We start from the raw sequence: 17,229 nt of genomic DNA, 5'->3' as shown, positions 1-17,229 counted from the left end.
CAGGGAAAGGCGCGCTGCTCTAAGGCTGGCGGATGTTATCCACAGAAATCGGTCGCTCCATACATAAACACATAAATAAAGCTCTTATATTTCTCTTCTCTTTTTCTATGCTTGACCGTCAATCCTTCCGCTGATCATTTTTTACCCAGAAGACTTCTTTCACTTCGACGAAATCCCTATACTTGCGCGTTTCCCAAAACCCATCTGGAACAGGCACGAGGTGCGTGGTGGACTTCCCTTCCCGTTTTGACGTGATCGTCATCGGTGGCGGCCATGCCGGTACCGAAGCTGCGCTGGCGTCGGCACGCATGGGCGTGAAGACCCTGCTGCTGACGCACAATGTGGAAACCCTTGGCCAGATGAGCTGCAATCCCGCGATCGGCGGTATCGGCAAGAGCCATCTGGTCAAGGAAATCGACGCCCTCGGTGGCGCCATGGCGCAGGCCACCGACCGCGGCGGCATCCAGTTCCGCGTGCTCAACAGCCGCAAGGGGCCAGCCGTCCGTGCGACACGGGCACAGGCCGACCGCGTCCTGTACAAGGCGGCCATTCGCGAGACCCTGGAAAACCAGGCCAACCTGTGGATATTCCAGCAGGCCGCCGATGACCTGATCGTCGAGCAGGACCAGGTCAAGGGCGTCGTCACACAGATGGGGCTTCGCTTTCTCGCCGAGAACGTGGTGCTGACCACCGGGACCTTCCTCGGCGGACTTATCCACATCGGCCTGGAAAACTATTCCGGTGGCCGTGCCGGCGATCCGCCGTCGATCGCCCTGGCGCGCCGCCTGCGTGAACTGCCGTTGCGGGTGGGCCGTCTCAAGACCGGCACGCCCCCGCGCATCGACGGGCGCAGCGTGGACTTTTCCCAGATGACCGAGCAGCCTGGTGACACGCCGCTGCCGGTGATGTCCTTCCTGGGTTCGCAGCAGGAGCATCCACGTCAGGTCAGCTGCTGGATCACCCACACCAACAGCCGTACCCACGACATCATCGCCGCCAACCTCGACCGCTCGCCGATGTACTCAGGCGTGATCGAAGGCGTCGGCCCGCGCTATTGCCCCTCGATCGAGGACAAGATCCATCGCTTCGCCGACAAGGACAGCCACCAGGTGTTCATCGAGCCCGAAGGCCTGACCACCCACGAGCTGTATCCCAACGGCATTTCCACGTCCCTGCCGTTCGACGTCCAGTTGCAGATCGTGCGAAGCATCCGTGGCATGGAGAACGCCCACATCGTGCGTCCTGGCTACGCCATCGAATACGACTACTTCGATCCGCGCGACCTCAAGTACAGCCTGGAGACCAAGGTCATCGGCGGGCTCTTCTTCGCCGGACAGATCAACGGCACCACCGGTTACGAGGAAGCGGGCGCCCAAGGCCTCCTGGCGGGCGCCAACGCGGCCTTGCGGGCCAAGGGCCTGGACAGCTGGCACCCGCGCCGCGACGAGGCCTACCTGGGCGTGCTGGTCGACGACCTGATCACCCTCGGCACCCAGGAGCCCTACCGCATGTTCACCTCGCGCGCCGAGTACCGGCTGATCCTGCGCGAGGACAACGCCGACCTGCGCTTGACCGAGAAGGGCCGCGAACTCGGGCTCGTCGACGACGCGCGCTGGGCTGCCTTCTCGGCCAAGCGCGAGGGCATCGAGCGCGAAGAGCAGCGCCTCAGAAGCACCTGGGTGCGTCCGGGGACCGAGCAGGGCGATGCCATCGTCGCGCGTTTCGGCACGCCGCTGACCCATGAATACAACCTGCTCAATCTGCTCAGCCGGCCGGAAATCGATTACCTGGGCCTGGCCGAGATCACCGGCCACGAAGGGGTCGACCCGCAGGTCGCCGAGCAGGTCGAGATCAAGACCAAGTACGCCGGCTACATCGAGCGTCAGCAGGACGAGATCGCCCGCCTGCGCGCCAGCGAGAACACCGTGCTGCCGGAGGATCTGGACTTCGCGACCATCTCGGGACTGTCCAAGGAAATCCAGCACAAGCTCGCGGCAAGCCGCCCGCAGACTCTCGGCCAGGCGTCGCGCATCCCCGGCGTGACCCCGGCGGCGATCTCCCTGCTGCTGATCCACCTGAAGAAGCGTGGTGCCGGGCGTCAGCTGGAGCAGAGCGCCTGATGTCGGTCGTGGGCGAGCGACACGCCGAGGAGCTGCGCGCCGGCGCCGACCAGCTGGGCATCGAGCTGAGCGAGGCGCAGCAGCAGCGGCTGCTCGGCTACCTGGCGCTGCTGGTCAAGTGGAACAAGGCCTACAACCTGACCGCCGTGCGCGACCCGGACGAAATGGTGTCGCGACACCTGCTCGACAGCCTGAGCGTCGTCCCGTACGTCGCTCCGCTCGGCGACAGCTGGCTGGATGTGGGCAGCGGCGGCGGCATGCCCGGCATCCCGCTGGCGATCCTGTTTCCGGAGCGGCGTTTCACCCTGCTCGACTCCAACGGCAAGAAGACCCGCTTCCTCACCCAGGTGAAACTCGAACTCGGGCTCGATAACCTCGAAGTTATCCACAGTCGCGTCGAGGCCTATTCGCCGGCCCGGCCGTTTGCCGGCATCTGCTCGCGTGCGTTCAGCTCGCTGCAGGACTTCGCCAGCTGGACCCGTCATCTGGGGGACCGGAACACCTGCTGGCTGGCGATGAAGGGCGTGCAGCCCGATGACGAGCTCCAGGCGCTGCCGCCCGACTTCAAGCTCGAACACTGCCAATTGCTGAGGGTTCCCGGTTGCCAAGGACAGCGCCATCTGCTGATACTGCGGCGCATTTCATGACCCGGACAGACGCTGATCATGGCTAAAGTATTCGCCATCGCCAACCAGAAGGGCGGTGTCGCCAAGACCACCACCTGCATCAACCTCGCGGCGTCCCTCGTCGCGACGCGGCGGCGGGTACTGTTGATCGACCTCGATCCACAGGGCAACGCCACCACCGGCAGCGGTGTGGATAAGTTGAACCTGGAGCATTCGATCTACGACGTGCTCATAGGCGAATGCAGTCTCGTCGATGCCATGCAGTTCTCCGAACACGGCGGCTACCAGCTGTTGCCCGCCAACCGCGACCTGACCGCAGCCGAGGTCGCGCTGCTCGACCTGCCGGCCAAGGAGCACCGCCTGCGCGAGGCGCTGGCGCCGGTGCGCGAGAACTACGACTACATCCTGATCGATTGCCCGCCTTCGCTGTCGATGCTCACCATCAACGCCCTGGTGGCGTCCGACGGGGTGATCATCCCGATGCAGTGCGAGTACTACGCGCTCGAGGGCCTCACCGACCTGGTCAACTCGATCCAGCGCATCGGTCAGGCACTTAATCCGAGCCTGAAGATCGAAGGCCTGCTGCGGACCATGTACGACCCACGCAGCAGCCTGACCAACGACGTGTCCGAGCAGCTGCAGGCGCATTTCGGCGATCGCCTCTACGAGACGGTGATCCCGCGCAACGTTCGCCTGGCCGAAGCGCCCAGCCACGGCATGCCGGCACTGGTCTACGACAAACAATCACGCGGCGCGCTGGCGTACCTGGCACTGGCCAGCGAACTGTCCCGGCGTCAGCGTCGGGGTGCCCGCAACGCCGCGGTGCCTGCGTCTAACGCATAAGGAATTCTATGGCGACCAAAAAACGTGGTCTCGGGCGCGGTCTGGATGCACTGCTCGGTGGTGCCACCGTCACCGCCCTGCAGGAAGAGGCGGTGCAGGCCGACAGCCGCGAACTGCAGCACCTGCCCCTGGACCTGATCCAGCGGGGCAAGTATCAGCCCCGGCGTGACATGGATCCGGCCGCGCTCGAGGAACTGGCGCAATCGATCAAAGCCCAGGGCGTCATGCAGCCGATCGTGGTACGAGCGATCGGCAAGGACCGCTTCGAGATCATTGCCGGCGAACGGCGCTGGCGGGCGAGCCAGCTGGCCGGTCTGGAGCGGATTCCGGCCATGGTCCGCGAGGTACCGGACGAAGCCGCGATCGCCATGGCGCTGATCGAGAACATCCAGCGCGAAGACCTCAACCCGGTCGAGGAAGCCGTCGCCCTGCAGCGTCTGCAGCAGGAATTCCAGCTCACCCAGCAGCAGGTCGCCGATGCGGTCGGCAAGTCGCGGGTCACCGTAAGCAACCTGCTGCGTCTGATCGCCCTGCCCGAAGAGATCAAGACCCTGCTGTCCCATGGTGACCTCGAAATGGGGCACGCCCGGGCACTGCTCGGTTTGCCGGCCGACCAGCAGGTCGAAGGCGCGCGGCATGTTGTCGCACGAGGCCTCACGGTTCGGCAGACCGAAGCCCTGGTCAGGCAGTGGCTCAACAGCAAGGAAAGGCCCAAGGCAGAGCCCAAGAGCGATCCGGACATTGCACGGCTGGAGCAGCGGCTGGCCGAGCGTCTAGGCTCTCCCGTGCAGATCAAGCATGGACAGAAGGGCAAGGGGCAGCTGGTGATCCGTTACAATTCGCTGGATGAGCTGCAGGGTGTGCTTGCACACATTCGTTGAAACAAAATGTTTTGCAGCGGCAGTCGGAAACAGCTGCCCGACGGTTGAACCGTACCGGGTGCGCTCCTATACTCGCCGCGCTTTTTGATAGCGAGCAACTATTGCGTCGATTCGGATGCAAGGGCAAAACGGGTCGTGAGTGAACATACGTAACCGAACTCCGATCCATCGCCTGCCGGTTTTTCGCGTGCTGCGTATGCAGGCGCTGATGGTGGTTGTCTCGGCGGTACTGTGCGGTGTTTTCTTTGGTATTACCGCAGGCTACTCGGGGTTGCTCGGCGGGCTCATCGCCCTGCTGGCAAACCTCTATTTCGCGCACAAGGCCTTTCGTTTTTTTGGCGCGCGTTCAACCAGGGCCATCATCCAGTCCTTCTGGTCGGGTGAGATGGGCAAGCAGATTCTGGCAGCAGCGCTCTTTGCGCTGGTGTTCGTGGGAGTGAAACCGCTTGAGCCGATTGCCTTGTTCGCCGGCTATCTGCTGGTACTAGGCACCGGGGCGAGTGCGCTCCTGCTGATGAAAAACAATCCGAAGCATTGAGCACTGAGGCGTTTATGGCGAGTAGTCCAGCTGAATACATCCAGCATCACCTGCAGAACCTGACCTTCGGTAAGCTGCCCGAGGGTTACGTTCGCGCAGACAACACCGTACTCGACCAGGCGACCTGGACCATTGCCCAGACGTCGGTCGAAGCGCGCGACATGGGCTTCATGGCGGTGCACCTGGACACCCTGGGCTGGTCGATCTTCATGGGTCTGATCTTCATCGGTCTGTTCAGCCTCGCGGCCAAGGCCGCCACGGCCGGCGTGCCGGGTCGCCTGCAGAACCTGGTGGAAATGTGCGTCGAGTTCGTCGAAGGTGTCGTCAAGGACACCTTCCACGGCCGCAACCCGGTCATCGCGCCGCTGGCCCTGACCATCTTCGTCTGGGTGTTCCTGATGAACAGCCTGAAGTGGATTCCGGTCGACTACATCCCGGGTCTGGCCCATGCGCTGGGGCTGCCGTACTTCAAGATCGTCCCGACCGCCGACCCGAACGGCACCTTCGGTCTGTCGCTGGGCGTATTCCTGCTGATTCTGTTCTACAGCTTCAAGGTCAAGGGTTTTGGCGGTTTCACCAAGGAACTGGCGTTTACCCCGTTCAATCACTGGTCGCTGATTCCGTTCAACCTGTTCCTCGAAATCCTCGGTCTGCTGACCAAGCCGCTGAGCCTCGCTCTGCGTCTGTTCGGCAACATGTACGCCGGTGAGGTGGTATTCATCCTCATCGCGCTGCTGCCGTTCTACGTGCAGTGGACGTTGAATGTGCCCTGGGCGATCTTCCACATCCTGGTGATCCCGCTGCAGGCGTTCATATTCATGGTACTGACCGTGGTGTATCTGAGCTCGGCACACGAAGACCACAGTCACGCCGAACTCACGCCGTAACGGATGACCGGTTCGACAACACGCTAATCTCCCACACAGAAAACCTTAACCTTTGATTCAGGAGCTTTACATGGAACTCGTCTACATCGCCGCCTCCATCATGATCGGTCTGGGTGCCCTGGGCACCGGCATCGGCTTCGCTCTGCTGGGTGGCAAACTGCTGGAATCCACCGCTCGTCAACCCGAGCTGGCTCCGCAGCTGCAAACCAAGACCTTCCTGATGGCCGGTCTGCTCGACGCCGTACCGATGATCGGTGTCGGTATCGCGATGTACCTCATCTTCGTTGTCGCTGGCTAAGCCCTTTCCCGGTTTCAGGCGGGGTCCGGCTGACGGGCTCTGCCGCCAAGGAATGACAAACGCGTCGAACGAGATAGCACGAGGTAAATCGCTGTGAACATTAACTTGACGCTGTTCGGTCAGACGTTCGCCTTCGCTATTTTCGTCTGGTTTTGCATGAAGTTCGTATGGCCGCCGATCACCAAGGCCATGCAGGAACGCCAGAAGAAAATCGCCGAAGGTCTGGATGCCGCAGGCCGTGCGCAACAAGACCTGAAACTGGCTCAGGAGAAGGCGTCCCATACCCTTCGCGAGACCCGTGAGCAGGCTACCCAGATCCTCGAGCAGGCCAACAAGCAAGCCAACGCCATCGTTGAGGAAGCCAAGCAGCAGGCGCGCGCCGAAGGCGAGCGACTGGTCGCCGGTGCCCGCGCCGAGATCGAGCAGGAAGTGAATCGCGCCAAGGATCAACTGCGCAGCCAGGTAGCGGCCCTCGCCGTGCTGGGCGCGGAGAAAATCCTGGAGTCCCAGGTGGACGCCAAGGTTCATAACGACCTGGTCGAAAAACTGGCCTCCCAACTCTAAGCGAGGCAAGCGATGATCAATAACCAGACGCTTGCCCGGCCTTACGCCAAGGCCGCTTTCGAGCACGCCAGCGCAGCGGGCCAGACCGAGGCTTGGTCCGGCATGTTGAACCTGGCTGCCGTCGCTGTTGAAGTCCCCGAAGTCGCCGAGCTGTTGAAGAACCCGCGCACGACCAGCGAAAGCAAGGTCAAGACGGTTGTGCAGCTGCTCGGTAACGACGTTGACGAAGCGTTTCGCAACTTCGTCGCCACCCTGGGCGAACATGATCGCCTGGCGGTGCTGCCGACGATCCGCGAACTCTTCGAGGACCTCAAAGCGCAAGCCGAGAAGACACTCGACGTCGAGGTGCAGACCGCTTACGAGCTGAGCACCGCGCAACTCCAAACTTTGGCTGCCGCCCTGTCGAAGCGGCTAGATCGTACCGTCAACCCCCAGCAGGTCGTGAACCCTGCGCTGATCGGCGGCGTCGTTATTCGCGCCGGTGATGTGGTTGTCGATGGTTCGGTCCGCGGCAAACTGAGCCAGTTGGCCGAATCGTTGAAATCCTGATTTGAGGGTCATGGCATGCAGCAACTGAATCCTTCTGAGATAAGTGAAATCATCAAGCAGCGCATCGAGAAGTCCGATGTCGCTGCCCAGGCCCGTAACGAAGGCACCGTCGTCAGCGTTTCCGACGGCATCGTGCGTATCTACGGTCTGGCCGACGTCATGTACGGCGAGATGATCGAATTCCCTGGCGGCATCTACGGCATGGCGCTGAACCTGGAGCAGGACTCCGTCGGTGCCGTGGTCCTGGGCAACTACCTGGGCCTGACCGAAGGCATGAGCGCCAAGTGCACCGGTCGCGTACTGGAAGTGCCGGTCGGTCCTGAACTGCTCGGCCGCGTGGTCGATGCCCTGGGCAACCCGATCGATGGCAAGGGCCCGATCAACGCTTCGGCGACCGATGCCGTCGAAAAGGTCGCGCCTGGCGTGATCTGGCGTAAGTCGGTCGACCAGCCGGTGCAGACCGGTTACAAGTCGGTCGATGCGATGATCCCGGTCGGCCGTGGCCAGCGCGAGCTGATCATCGGTGACCGTCAGATCGGCAAGACCGCCCTGGCTGTCGACGCCATCATCAACCAGCGCAACAGTGGCATCCGCTGCGTCTACGTGGCCATCGGTCAGAAGCAGTCGACCATCGCCAACGTGGTACGCAAGCTCGAAGAGCACGGCGCGCTGTCGAACACCATCGTGGTCGCTGCCAGCGCGTCGGAAGCCGCTGCGCTGCAGTACCTGGCACCTTACTCCGGCTGCACCATGGGCGAGTACTTCCGCGACCGCGGCGAAGACGCGCTGATCGTGTACGACGACCTCTCCAAGCAGGCCGTGGCCTACCGCCAGATCTCCCTGCTGCTGCGCCGTCCGCCGGGCCGTGAAGCCTATCCGGGCGACGTGTTCTATCTCCACAGCCGCCTGCTGGAGCGTGCTTCGCGCGTTTCCGAGGAATACGTCGAGAAGTTCACCAATGGCGCCGTGACCGGCAAGACCGGCTCGCTGACCGCACTGCCGCTGATCGAAACCCAGGCCGGTGACGTTTCCGCGTTCGTTCCGACCAACGTGATCTCGATTACCGACGGTCAGATCTTCCTCGAGTCCGCCATGTTCAACGCAGGCATCCGTCCGGCCGTCAACGCCGGTATCTCGGTATCCCGCGTCGGTGGCGCCGCGCAGACCAAGATCATCAAGAAGCTGTCGGGCGGTATCCGTACCGCGCTGGCCCAGTACCGTGAACTGGCGGCCTTCGCCCAGTTCGCCTCGGACCTGGACGAAGCCACCCGCAAGCAGCTCGAGCATGGTCAGCGTGTGACCGAGCTGATGAAGCAGAAGCAGTACGCGCCGATGTCGATTGGCGAGATGGCCGTTTCGCTGTATGCCGCCGAGCGCGGTTTCCTCACCGACGTCGAAGTGGCCAAAGTCGGCGCCTTCGAACAGGCGTTGATCTCCTACTTCCAGCGCGAGCATGCCGCGCTGCTGGCGAAGATCAACGAGAAGGGCGACTTCAACGACGAGATCGACGCAGGCATCAAGGCCGGTATCGAGTCGTTCAAGGCTTCGCAAAGCTGGTAAGCCGCAGCGGGCGCCCTCAGGGCGTCCGCCTGCTAACGCGATAGGTGTCAAATGGCAGGCGCAAAAGAGATTCGCAGCAAGATTGCGAGCATCAAAAGCACGCAGAAGATCACCAGCGCCATGGAAAAGGTGGCGGTCAGCAAGATGCGCAAGGCACAACTGCGCATGGCTGCCAGCCGTCCCTATGCGCAGCGGATCCGGCAGGTGATTGGCCATCTGGCCAACACCAACCCGGAATACCGCCATCCGTTCATGGTGGAGCGCCCGGTCAAGCGGGTTGGCTACATCGTCGTGTCCACCGACCGTGGTCTGTGCGGCGGCCTGAACATCAACCTGTTCAAGGCGCTGATCAAGAACATGAAGGAATGGCACGACAGCAATGTCGAGGCCGACCTCGGTGTGATCGGCAACAAGGGTGCGAGCTTCTTCCGCAGCTACGGCGGCAACGTCATCGCAGCGATCGGCCACCTCGGCGAAGAGCCCTCGATCAACGACCTGATCGGTAGCGTGAAGGTCATGCTGGACGCTTTCCACGAAGGCCGTCTGGACCGTCTGTACCTGGTGTCGAACAAGTTCATCAACACCATGACCCAGCAGCCGAGCGTCGAGCAATTGCTACCGCTGGCCGCCGGGAACGATGAGACCGCGCCCAAGGGGCAGTGGGATTACCTGTACGAGCCCGACGCCCAGCAACTGCTGGACGCGCTGCTGGTTCGCTACATCGAGTCCCAGGTCTACCAGGCGGTGGTCGAGAACGGTGCTGCCGAACAGGCGGCGCGGATGATCGCCATGAAGAACGCAACCGACAACGCCGGTGAGCTGATCGGCGACCTGCAACTGGTCTACAACAAGGCCCGTCAGGCTGCGATCACTCAGGAAATTTCGGAAATCGTCGGCGGCGCTGCCGCGGTTTAAGAACGGTTCAAATATTCAGAGGAACCAAACATGAGTAGCGGACGTATCGTTCAAATCATCGGCGCCGTCATCGACGTGGAATTTCCGCGCGATCAGGTACCGAACGTGTATGACGCGCTGAAAGTCATCGGCGCGGAAACCACCCTGGAAGTCCAGCAGCAGCTGGGCGACGGCATCGTTCGTTCGATCGCCATGGGTTCGACCGAAGGCCTCAAGCGTGGTCTGGACGTCAGCAACACCGGCGCGGCCATCTCCGTACCGGTCGGCAAGGCGACCCTGGGCCGCATCATGGACGTCCTGGGCAACCCCATCGACGAAGCCGGCCCGATCGGCGAAGAAGAGCGCTGGGGCATCCATCGTCCGGCGCCGAGCTATGCGGAGCAGGCCGGTGGCAACGAGCTGCTGGAAACCGGCATCAAGGTCATCGACCTGGTTTGCCCGTTCGCCAAGGGCGGTAAGGTCGGTCTGTTCGGTGGTGCCGGTGTCGGCAAGACCGTGAACATGATGGAGCTGATCCGTAACATCGCCATCGAGCACAGCGGTTATTCGGTGTTCGCCGGTGTGGGTGAGCGTACTCGTGAGGGTAACGACTTCTACCACGAGATGAAGGACTCCAACGTTCTCGACAAGGTAGCCCTGGTATACGGCCAGATGAACGAGCCGCCGGGCAACCGTCTGCGCGTTGCGCTGACCGGCCTGACCATGGCCGAGAAGTTCCGTGACGAAGGCCGTGACGTTCTGTTGTTCGTCGACAACATCTACCGTTACACCCTCGCCGGTACCGAAGTATCCGCACTGCTGGGCCGTATGCCGTCCGCGGTGGGTTACCAGCCGACCCTGGCCGAAGAGATGGGCGTTCTGCAGGAGCGCATCACCTCCACCAAGCAGGGTTCGATCACTTCGATCCAGGCCGTCTACGTACCTGCGGACGACCTGACCGACCCGTCCCCGGCGACCACCTTCGCCCACCTGGACGCCACCGTCGTTCTGTCGCGCGACATCGCCTCGCTGGGTATCTACCCTGCGGTCGACCCGCTCGATTCGACCTCGCGTCAGCTGGATCCGCTGGTCATCGGCCAGGAGCACTACGACACCGCTCGCGGCGTCCAGTACGTGCTGCAGCGCTACAAGGAACTGAAGGACATCATCGCCATCCTGGGTATGGACGAGCTGTCCGAGGCGGACAAGCAGCTGGTATCGCGCGCTCGTAAGATCCAGCGCTTCCTGTCGCAGCCGTTCTTCGTGGCCGAAGTCTTCACCGGTGCACCGGGCAAGTACGTTTCGCTGAAGGAAACCATCCGTGGTTTCGCCGGCATCCTCAACGGTGACTACGATCACCTGCCGGAGCAGGCGTTCTACATGGTCGGTACCATCGACGAAGCCATCGAGAAGGCCAAGAAACTGTAACTGGCGCGCCCGGCGACGGGCGCCCGATCGGACCTCTGCCAGGCATGCCTGGCGGAGGCTGAACACACCGAGGCATAGGTATGGCTATGACAGTCCATTGCGACATCGTCAGCGCGGAAGAAGAGCTGTTCTCGGGGCTGGTGGAGATGGTGGTTGCCCATGGTCACCTGGGCGACATCGGTATCCTGCCGGGCCACGCGCCGCTGCTGACCGACCTCAAGCCGGGTCCGGTTCGCGTGATCAAGCAGGGTGGCGACGAGGAAGTCTTCTACATCTCCGGCGGCTTCATCGAAGTGCAGCCGAACATGGTGAAGGTTCTCGCCGATACCGCGACGCGCGCCAAGGATCTGGACGAGGTTGCTGCGCAGGCTGCCGTCAAGGCGGCCGAGAAGGCACTGCACGAGAAGGGCGCCGAGTTCGACTACGGCTCCGCTGCTGCGCAACTGGCCGAAGCTGCGGCTCAGCTGCGTACCGTGCAGCAGATGCGCAAGAAGTTCGGTGGCCGTGGCTGATAGCGGCCACTGCATCGCGTTGAACGAAAAGGGTAGCCTCGGCTACCCTTTTTCTTTTCCTCTCCAGAGGTCTTTGCCCGGCCGTTGAGCAATCGGCGATGCGGGCCTAGGCTGCTTTCACGTCTGTTCCAGGATCTCGTCCCATGTCCCTCGATATCGTCATCCTCGCCGCCGGCCAGGGCACACGCATGCGTTCGTCCCTGCCGAAGGTGCTGCATCCCGTCGCCGGCACGTCCATGCTCGGTCATGTCATCGAAACCGCTCGCCAGCTCGAGCCGCAGGGCATCCACGTGGTGATCGGCCACGGGGCGGAAAAGGTGCGCGAACGGTTGCAGGCCGAGGACCTCAATTTCGTGGTTCAGGCCGAGCAGCTGGGGACCGGCCACGCCGTCGCCCAGGCCTTGCCGTCGTTGAGCGCCTCGCGCGTGTTGATCCTCTATGGCGACGTGCCGCTCATCGAGGCGCAGACCCTGCAGCGCCTGCTGCAGCAGGTAACGGCCGAGCAGTTGGCCCTGCTCACCGTCGAACTGGCCGACCCCACCGGCTACGGACGCATCCTGCGCGATGCGCACGGGCAGGTCACCGCCATCGTCGAGCACAAGGACGCGACGCCCGAACAGCGCGCCGTTCGCGAAGGCAACACCGGCATTCTCGCGGTGCCGGGCGAGCGCCTGGGCGATTGGTTGGGGCGGCTCTCCAACAGCAACGCCCAGGGCGAGTACTACTTGACTGACGTGATCGCCATGGCGGTCTCCGACGGCCTGCGTGTGGCCACCGAACAGCCGCTGGACGCAATGGAAGTGCAGGGCGCCAATGACCGTGCGCAGCTCGCCGAGCTCGAGCGGCATTTCCAGAAGCGCGCGGCGCAGCGACTGATGAGCCAGGGCGTGACGTTGCTGGACCCGGCGCGGTTCGACCTGCGCGGCCATGCCACGGTCGGGCGCGACGTGACCATCGACATCAACGTCATCCTCGAAGGCCATGTGGTCATCGAGGACGGCGTCAGCATCGGCCCCAATTGCGTGATCCGCGACAGCACGCTGCGCAAGGGCGCGGTGGTCAAGGCCAACAGCCACCTGGAAGGCGCCGAGGTGGGCGAGGGCGCCGATTGCGGTCCGTTCGCACGCCTGCGTCCGGGGGCGGTGCTGGAAGCCAGGGCCCACGTCGGCAATTTCGTCGAGGTGAAGAATGCGCGCCTCGGCGAAGGTGCCAAGGCCGGGCACCTGAGCTACCTGGGCGATGCGGACATCGGCGCGCGCAGTAACATCGGCGCCGGCACCATCACCTGCAACTACGACGGCGCCAACAAATGGCGCACTGAGCTGGGCGAGGACGTCTTCATCGGTTCCAACAGCGCGCTGGTGGCACCGGTGAAGCTGGGCGACGGCGCCACGACCGGGGCCGGCTCGACCATCACCCGCGACGTCCCGGCCCATACGCTGGCACTCGGACGGGCGCGCCAGGCCTTGATCGAAGGCTGGAGCCGGCCGCAGAAGCAGAAAAAGGACTGAGCGTACGTCGCTCGACGTAACCGTGGCGCCGTTCCGGATTTTCAGCGGACGGCTTGCGGCAGGCGCGGCACTATGTTTTGATTCGATTTCGTTTAACTTTCGAATCGAAACTTTAAATGTCGAAACGCAATACGCCACAGCGCCGCCACGCCATCCTCGCCCTGCTCGCCGAGCAGGGCGAGGTCAGCGTGGAAGCCTTGTCCAAGCGGTTCGAAACATCCGAGGTGACGATCCGCAAGGACCTCGCGGCCCTGGAGAAGAACGGCTTGCTGCTGCGCCGCTACGGTGGCGCGGTGCCGCTCCCCCAGGAGCTGATCGGTGAAAGCAGCCAGCCACTGTCGCCATGGAAAGCGGCGATCGCCCGTACCGCCGTGGGCTGCATTCGCGAGCACGCGCGCATCATCGTCGACAGCGGCAGCACCACGGCGGCGATGATCGGCGAGCTGGGACGCAAGCCCGGCCTGGTGGTCATGACCAATTCCCTGAACGTCGCCAATGCGCTGCGCGACCTGGAACACGAGCCGGTGCTGCTGATGACCGGCGGAACCTGGGACCCGCATTCCGAATCCTTCCAGGGGCAGGTCGCCGAACAGGTCCTGCGCAGCTACGACTTCGACCAGCTGTTCATCGGGGCTGACGGCATCGACCTGCAGCGCGGTACCACCACCTTCAACGAGCTGCTCGGGCTGTCGCGCGTGATGGCCGAGGTCGCGCGGGAGGTCATCGTGCTGGCCGAGGCCGACAAGATCGGTCGCAGGATTCCGAACCTGGAGCTGCCCTGGAGCAGCATCCATACCCTCATCACCGACGAGCGCCTCGACGAACAGGCTCGCGTCGCCATTCAGGAGCGGGGCGTGCGAATCATCTGCGCCCGCTCCGACCATTCCTAGGAGAGCTACGTATGTGTGGCATCGTGGGCGCCATCGCCGAACGCAACATCACCGCCATCCTCCTCGAAGGCCTCAAGCGCCTCGAGTACCGGGGCTACGACAGCGCGGGTCTGGCCGTCATCGACGCCGGAGGCCAGCTGCAGCGCCTGCGTCGCGTGGGCAAGGTGGCCGAACTGGAACAGGCCCAGCAGCAGGAGCCGCTGGCCGGCCGGATAGGCATCGCCCATACCCGCTGGGCCACCCACGGCGCACCGAGCGAGCGCAACGCCCATCCGCATTTTTCCGGCAGCAACCTGGCGGTGGTGCACAACGGCATCATCGAAAACCACGAGGCGCTGCGAAACGAACTCAAGAGCCAGGGCTACCTGTTCACCTCCGAGACCGACACCGAGGTCATCGTCCATCTGCTCGACCGCAAGCTCAAGGCGCTGGGTGACCTGGCCGAGGCGCTCAAGGCCGCGGTCAAGGAGCTGCACGGGGCCTACGGCCTGTCGGTGATCAGCGCCGCCCAGCCGGACCGCCTGCTGGCCGCGCGCAGCGGCAGCCCGCTGGTGATCGGGCTGGGGCTGGGTGAGAACTTCCTGGCCTCCGACCAGCTCGCGCTGCGCCAGGTGACCGACCGCTTCATGTACCTGGAGGAGGGCGACATCGCCGAGATCCGCCGTGACAGTGTGCAGATCTGGGACGCCGCCGGGCAGCCTGTGGAGCGCGAGACGGTGCAGTATCACGACGGTGCCGAAGCCGCCGACAAGGGGGTCTACCGGCATTTCATGCTCAAGGAGATCCACGAGCAGCCCAGCGTGGTCCAGCGCACCCTGGAAGGGCGTCTGGGCGACGCCCAGGTGCTGGTCGACGCATTCGGCCCGCAGGCCGCGGAACTGTTCGCCCGGGTGCGCAACGTGCAGATCGTCGCCTGCGGCACCAGCTACCACGCCGGCATGGTCGCGCGGTACTGGCTCGAGGAGCTGGCCGGGATTCCCTGCCAGGTCGAGGTGGCCAGCGAGTTCCGCTACCGCCGCGTGGTGGTGCAGCCCGATACGCTGTTCGTGACCATTTCCCAGTCCGGCGAAACCGCCGATACCCTGGCCGCCTTGCGCAACGCCAAGGCGCGCAGCGAGAAGGACGGGCGCTACCTGGCGAGCCTGGCGATCTGCAACGTGGGCATCAGCTCGCTGGTGCGCGAGTCGGACCTGACCCTGCTGACCCAGGCCGGGCCCGAAATCGGCGTCGCCTCCACCAAGGCGTTCACCACCCAGCTGGTGGCCCTGATGCTGCTGACGCTCTCGCTCGGGCGCAGCCGTGACACCCTGGCACCGGGGATCGAGGCGGAGCTGGTGGCCGAGCTGCGGCGCCTGCCGACCCGCCTGGGCGAGGCCCTGGCGATGGACCCGAGCGTGCAGGCGATCTCCGAGCACTTCGCCGAGAAACACCACACCTTGTTCCTGGGCCGCGGCGCGCAGTACCCGGTGGCGATGGAAGGGGCGCTCAAGCTCAAGGAGATTTCCTACATCCACGCCGAGGCCTATCCGGCCGGCGAACTCAAGCATGGCCCGCTGGCCCTGGTCGACGCAGACATGCCGGTGGTGACCGTGGCGCCGAACAACGAGCTGGTGGAAAAGCTCAAGTCCAATCTGCAGGAGGTGCGGGCCCGTGGCGGCGAACTCATCGTGTTCTCCGATCGCGAGGTGGGCATCGAAAACGGCGAGGGCACCTACATCGTGGAGATGCCGCACATCCACGATGCGCTGGCGCCGATCCTCTACACGCTGCCGCTGCAACTGCTGTCCTACCACGTGGCGGTGCTGCGCGGCACCGATGTGGATCAGCCGCGCAACCTCGCCAAGTCGGTGACGGTGGAATAGGCCGCCCGCAGCCCGTCGCGCGCCGGCGTCAGGGGCGCGACGGCGGGCGCTGCGCCACTGGCCGGGCGGCGAAGGTCAGGGCCTCGATGGCGGTCAGCCAGCCGTTGGTGCCGTGGTCCGCCTCCGGATGCACGCGCAGCTCGCTGGCAAGTCCGTGCGCCTGCAGCGGCGCCAGGCTCTGCGCCAGTTCGCGGGCATTGCCGACCATCCGGCGTTCGGCCAGGCGGCGCCCGCGCGGGTCGTCCGGCGCGACGCCGGTCGGTTCCTCGGCACCGCCGACGGTGAGCAGCAACCGGGCCGAGGGCGCCTGTTCGCCGGCTGCGGCGAGAAAGCGGTCGCGCGCATCGAGCAGGTAGCCGTCGCCCCACCAGATCGACGGGCTGGCCGAGACGTAGCCCTGGAAGGCGTCCGGGTGGCGGAACAGCGTGTAGAGGGCGAACAGCCCGCCATAGGAATGGCCGAACAGCGTCTGCCGCTGCGGGTCGATCGGATAGCGTGCGGCCACCAGCGGTTTGAGTTCGGTTTCGAGGAAGGCCAGGAAGCGTTCGGCGCCGCCGTGGCGCTCGTCCTGTGCCTCCGGCACCGCCGGGGTGTAGTCGTACGCCCGTGCGTCCAGGTCGTAGAGGGCATCGCCCGGGTAGCCGATGCCGACCACCAGCACCGAATCGCGCAGGCCGGCGTCGGGGCGGCCTGCCAGCGCAGCGGCCTGCACCGCGAGCCCCGGGAACAGCGCGTTGCCGTCGAGCACGTAGAGCACCGGATAGCCGCCCGGCGGCGCTTCGCCGCGCGGCTGCGAAAGAAAGATGCGGTAGTCGCGGCCGGTCTGGCGCGAGTGGATGTCCTTCTGCTCGGCCTGCGGCAGGGTCACCGGGCGCCAGGTCGGCTCCGCGGCATGCGCCGCCGCCAGGCAGGCCGGCAGCGTGGCCAGCAGGGTCAGTAGCGCGCGCTTCATGCCGGCGCGCCCGGCAGCGGGCCGTCCCGCCAGTCGACCGCCAGGGCTTCCTCGCCGGAGAAGCGCTGCAGGTGGGCGGCGATCACCAAGCGCAGGCGCTCGGTCGCCTCGCCGAGCTCGGCCTGGCAGTCGATCAGCAACCGCTCGGGCTCGGCGTGCATCCGGCACAGGCCGAAGGGGAAGTCGATGTGCGCCTGGCGCTCGTCGGCCTCGACCGCGACCTTGTGGCGCAAGTGCTTGCACAGGCGGGTCATGTTGCGCGAAGCGCGGGGCGTGGGAACCTGGGCGTGGAATTGAGGCATCGGGCGTTTCTC

At 64.4% G+C, this 17,229-nt stretch carries 18 protein-coding genes; 16 read left to right on the top strand and 2 right to left on the bottom strand.

Annotated features, from left to right (window positions below):
* The first annotated feature begins 227 nt into the window (after nt 1–227).
* From mnmG to glmS, 16 genes are all read left to right on the top strand, one after another.
* Complete coding sequence (gene mnmG / locus DN824_RS15935) at nt 228–2,120, top strand: tRNA uridine-5-carboxymethylaminomethyl(34) synthesis enzyme MnmG (RefSeq protein WP_138409394.1); 1,893 nt, start codon at nt 228–230, stop codon at nt 2,118–2,120.
* Complete coding sequence (gene rsmG, locus DN824_RS15930) at nt 2,120–2,767, top strand: 16S rRNA (guanine(527)-N(7))-methyltransferase RsmG (protein WP_138409393.1); 648 nt, start codon at nt 2,120–2,122, stop codon at nt 2,765–2,767. The genes mnmG and rsmG overlap by 1 nt, the downstream gene beginning before the upstream one ends.
* Nucleotides 2,768–2,785: 18 nt before the next feature.
* Nucleotides 2,786–3,589, top strand: coding sequence for a ParA family protein (locus DN824_RS15925; protein ID WP_138409392.1), 804 nt, complete (start codon nt 2,786–2,788; stop codon nt 3,587–3,589).
* Nucleotides 3,590–3,597: 8 nt separating this feature from the next.
* Nucleotides 3,598–4,470, top strand: a complete 873-nt coding sequence (locus DN824_RS15920) for a ParB/RepB/Spo0J family partition protein (RefSeq protein ID WP_138409391.1) — start codon at nt 3,598–3,600, stop codon at nt 4,468–4,470.
* A 139-nt stretch (nt 4,471–4,609) separates the two neighbouring features.
* Nucleotides 4,610–5,008, top strand: a complete 399-nt coding sequence (locus DN824_RS15915) for a F0F1 ATP synthase subunit I (protein WP_138409390.1) — start codon at nt 4,610–4,612, stop codon at nt 5,006–5,008.
* Nucleotides 5,009–5,022: 14 nt separating this feature from the next.
* The gene (atpB, locus tag DN824_RS15910; RefSeq protein ID WP_138409389.1) at nt 5,023–5,895 is read left to right on the top strand and encodes a F0F1 ATP synthase subunit A; all 873 of its coding nucleotides are present in this window, start codon (nt 5,023–5,025) and stop codon (nt 5,893–5,895) included.
* A gap of 70 nt (nt 5,896–5,965) precedes the next feature.
* Complete coding sequence (gene atpE, locus DN824_RS15905) at nt 5,966–6,193, top strand: F0F1 ATP synthase subunit C (RefSeq protein ID WP_003290909.1); 228 nt, start codon at nt 5,966–5,968, stop codon at nt 6,191–6,193.
* A gap of 93 nt (nt 6,194–6,286) precedes the next feature.
* Nucleotides 6,287–6,757 (top strand): F0F1 ATP synthase subunit B, encoded by a 471-nt coding sequence (locus DN824_RS15900; protein ID WP_138409388.1) that lies wholly within the window; start codon nt 6,287–6,289, stop codon nt 6,755–6,757.
* Nucleotides 6,758–6,769: 12 nt separating this feature from the next.
* Entirely contained in the window at nt 6,770–7,306 is a 537-nt protein-coding gene (locus DN824_RS15895; RefSeq protein ID WP_138409387.1) for a F0F1 ATP synthase subunit delta, read from the top strand.
* Between the two features lie 15 nt (nt 7,307–7,321).
* The gene (gene atpA / locus DN824_RS15890; RefSeq protein ID WP_138409386.1) at nt 7,322–8,866 is read left to right on the top strand and encodes a F0F1 ATP synthase subunit alpha; all 1,545 of its coding nucleotides are present in this window, start codon (nt 7,322–7,324) and stop codon (nt 8,864–8,866) included.
* Nucleotides 8,867–8,917: 51 nt separating this feature from the next.
* Entirely contained in the window at nt 8,918–9,781 is an 864-nt protein-coding gene (gene atpG / locus DN824_RS15885) for a F0F1 ATP synthase subunit gamma (RefSeq protein WP_138409385.1), read from the top strand.
* Between the two features lie 30 nt (nt 9,782–9,811).
* Nucleotides 9,812–11,188 (top strand): F0F1 ATP synthase subunit beta, encoded by a 1,377-nt coding sequence (gene atpD / locus DN824_RS15880; RefSeq protein ID WP_138409384.1) that lies wholly within the window; start codon nt 9,812–9,814, stop codon nt 11,186–11,188.
* Nucleotides 11,189–11,268: 80 nt separating this feature from the next.
* A complete protein-coding gene (locus DN824_RS15875; RefSeq protein ID WP_138409383.1) occupies nt 11,269–11,700 on the top strand; it encodes a F0F1 ATP synthase subunit epsilon in 432 nt (143 codons plus the stop codon).
* Between the two features lie 143 nt (nt 11,701–11,843).
* Complete coding sequence (glmU, locus tag DN824_RS15870) at nt 11,844–13,211, top strand: bifunctional UDP-N-acetylglucosamine diphosphorylase/glucosamine-1-phosphate N-acetyltransferase GlmU (protein WP_138409382.1); 1,368 nt, start codon at nt 11,844–11,846, stop codon at nt 13,209–13,211.
* 116 nt (nt 13,212–13,327) lie between these two features.
* Nucleotides 13,328–14,101: a DeoR/GlpR family DNA-binding transcription regulator gene (locus DN824_RS15865; protein WP_138409381.1), complete on the top strand. Its 774-nt coding sequence runs from the start codon at nt 13,328–13,330 to the stop codon at nt 14,099–14,101.
* A gap of 11 nt (nt 14,102–14,112) precedes the next feature.
* Nucleotides 14,113–15,963 (top strand): glutamine--fructose-6-phosphate transaminase (isomerizing), encoded by a 1,851-nt coding sequence (gene glmS, locus DN824_RS15860; RefSeq protein ID WP_138409380.1) that lies wholly within the window; start codon nt 14,113–14,115, stop codon nt 15,961–15,963.
* Between the two features lie 28 nt (nt 15,964–15,991).
* Here the strand turns inward: glmS and DN824_RS15855 are convergent, their stop codons facing one another.
* Nucleotides 15,992–16,915, bottom strand: coding sequence for an alpha/beta hydrolase (locus DN824_RS15855; protein WP_138409379.1), 924 nt, complete (start codon nt 16,913–16,915; stop codon nt 15,992–15,994).
* Nucleotides 16,912–17,217 (bottom strand): DUF2218 domain-containing protein, encoded by a 306-nt coding sequence (locus tag DN824_RS15850; RefSeq protein ID WP_138409378.1) that lies wholly within the window; start codon nt 17,215–17,217, stop codon nt 16,912–16,914. Before DN824_RS15850 ends, DN824_RS15855 begins: the two co-directional genes overlap by 4 nt.
* Between the last annotated feature and the right edge of the window lie 12 nt (nt 17,218–17,229).

Origin of the sequence: Stutzerimonas nosocomialis (genome assembly GCF_005876855.1) — a bacterium.
GTDB lineage: Bacteria > Pseudomonadota > Gammaproteobacteria > Pseudomonadales > Pseudomonadaceae > Stutzerimonas > Stutzerimonas nosocomialis.
This window is presented reverse-complemented; position numbering and strand designations above follow the sequence as displayed.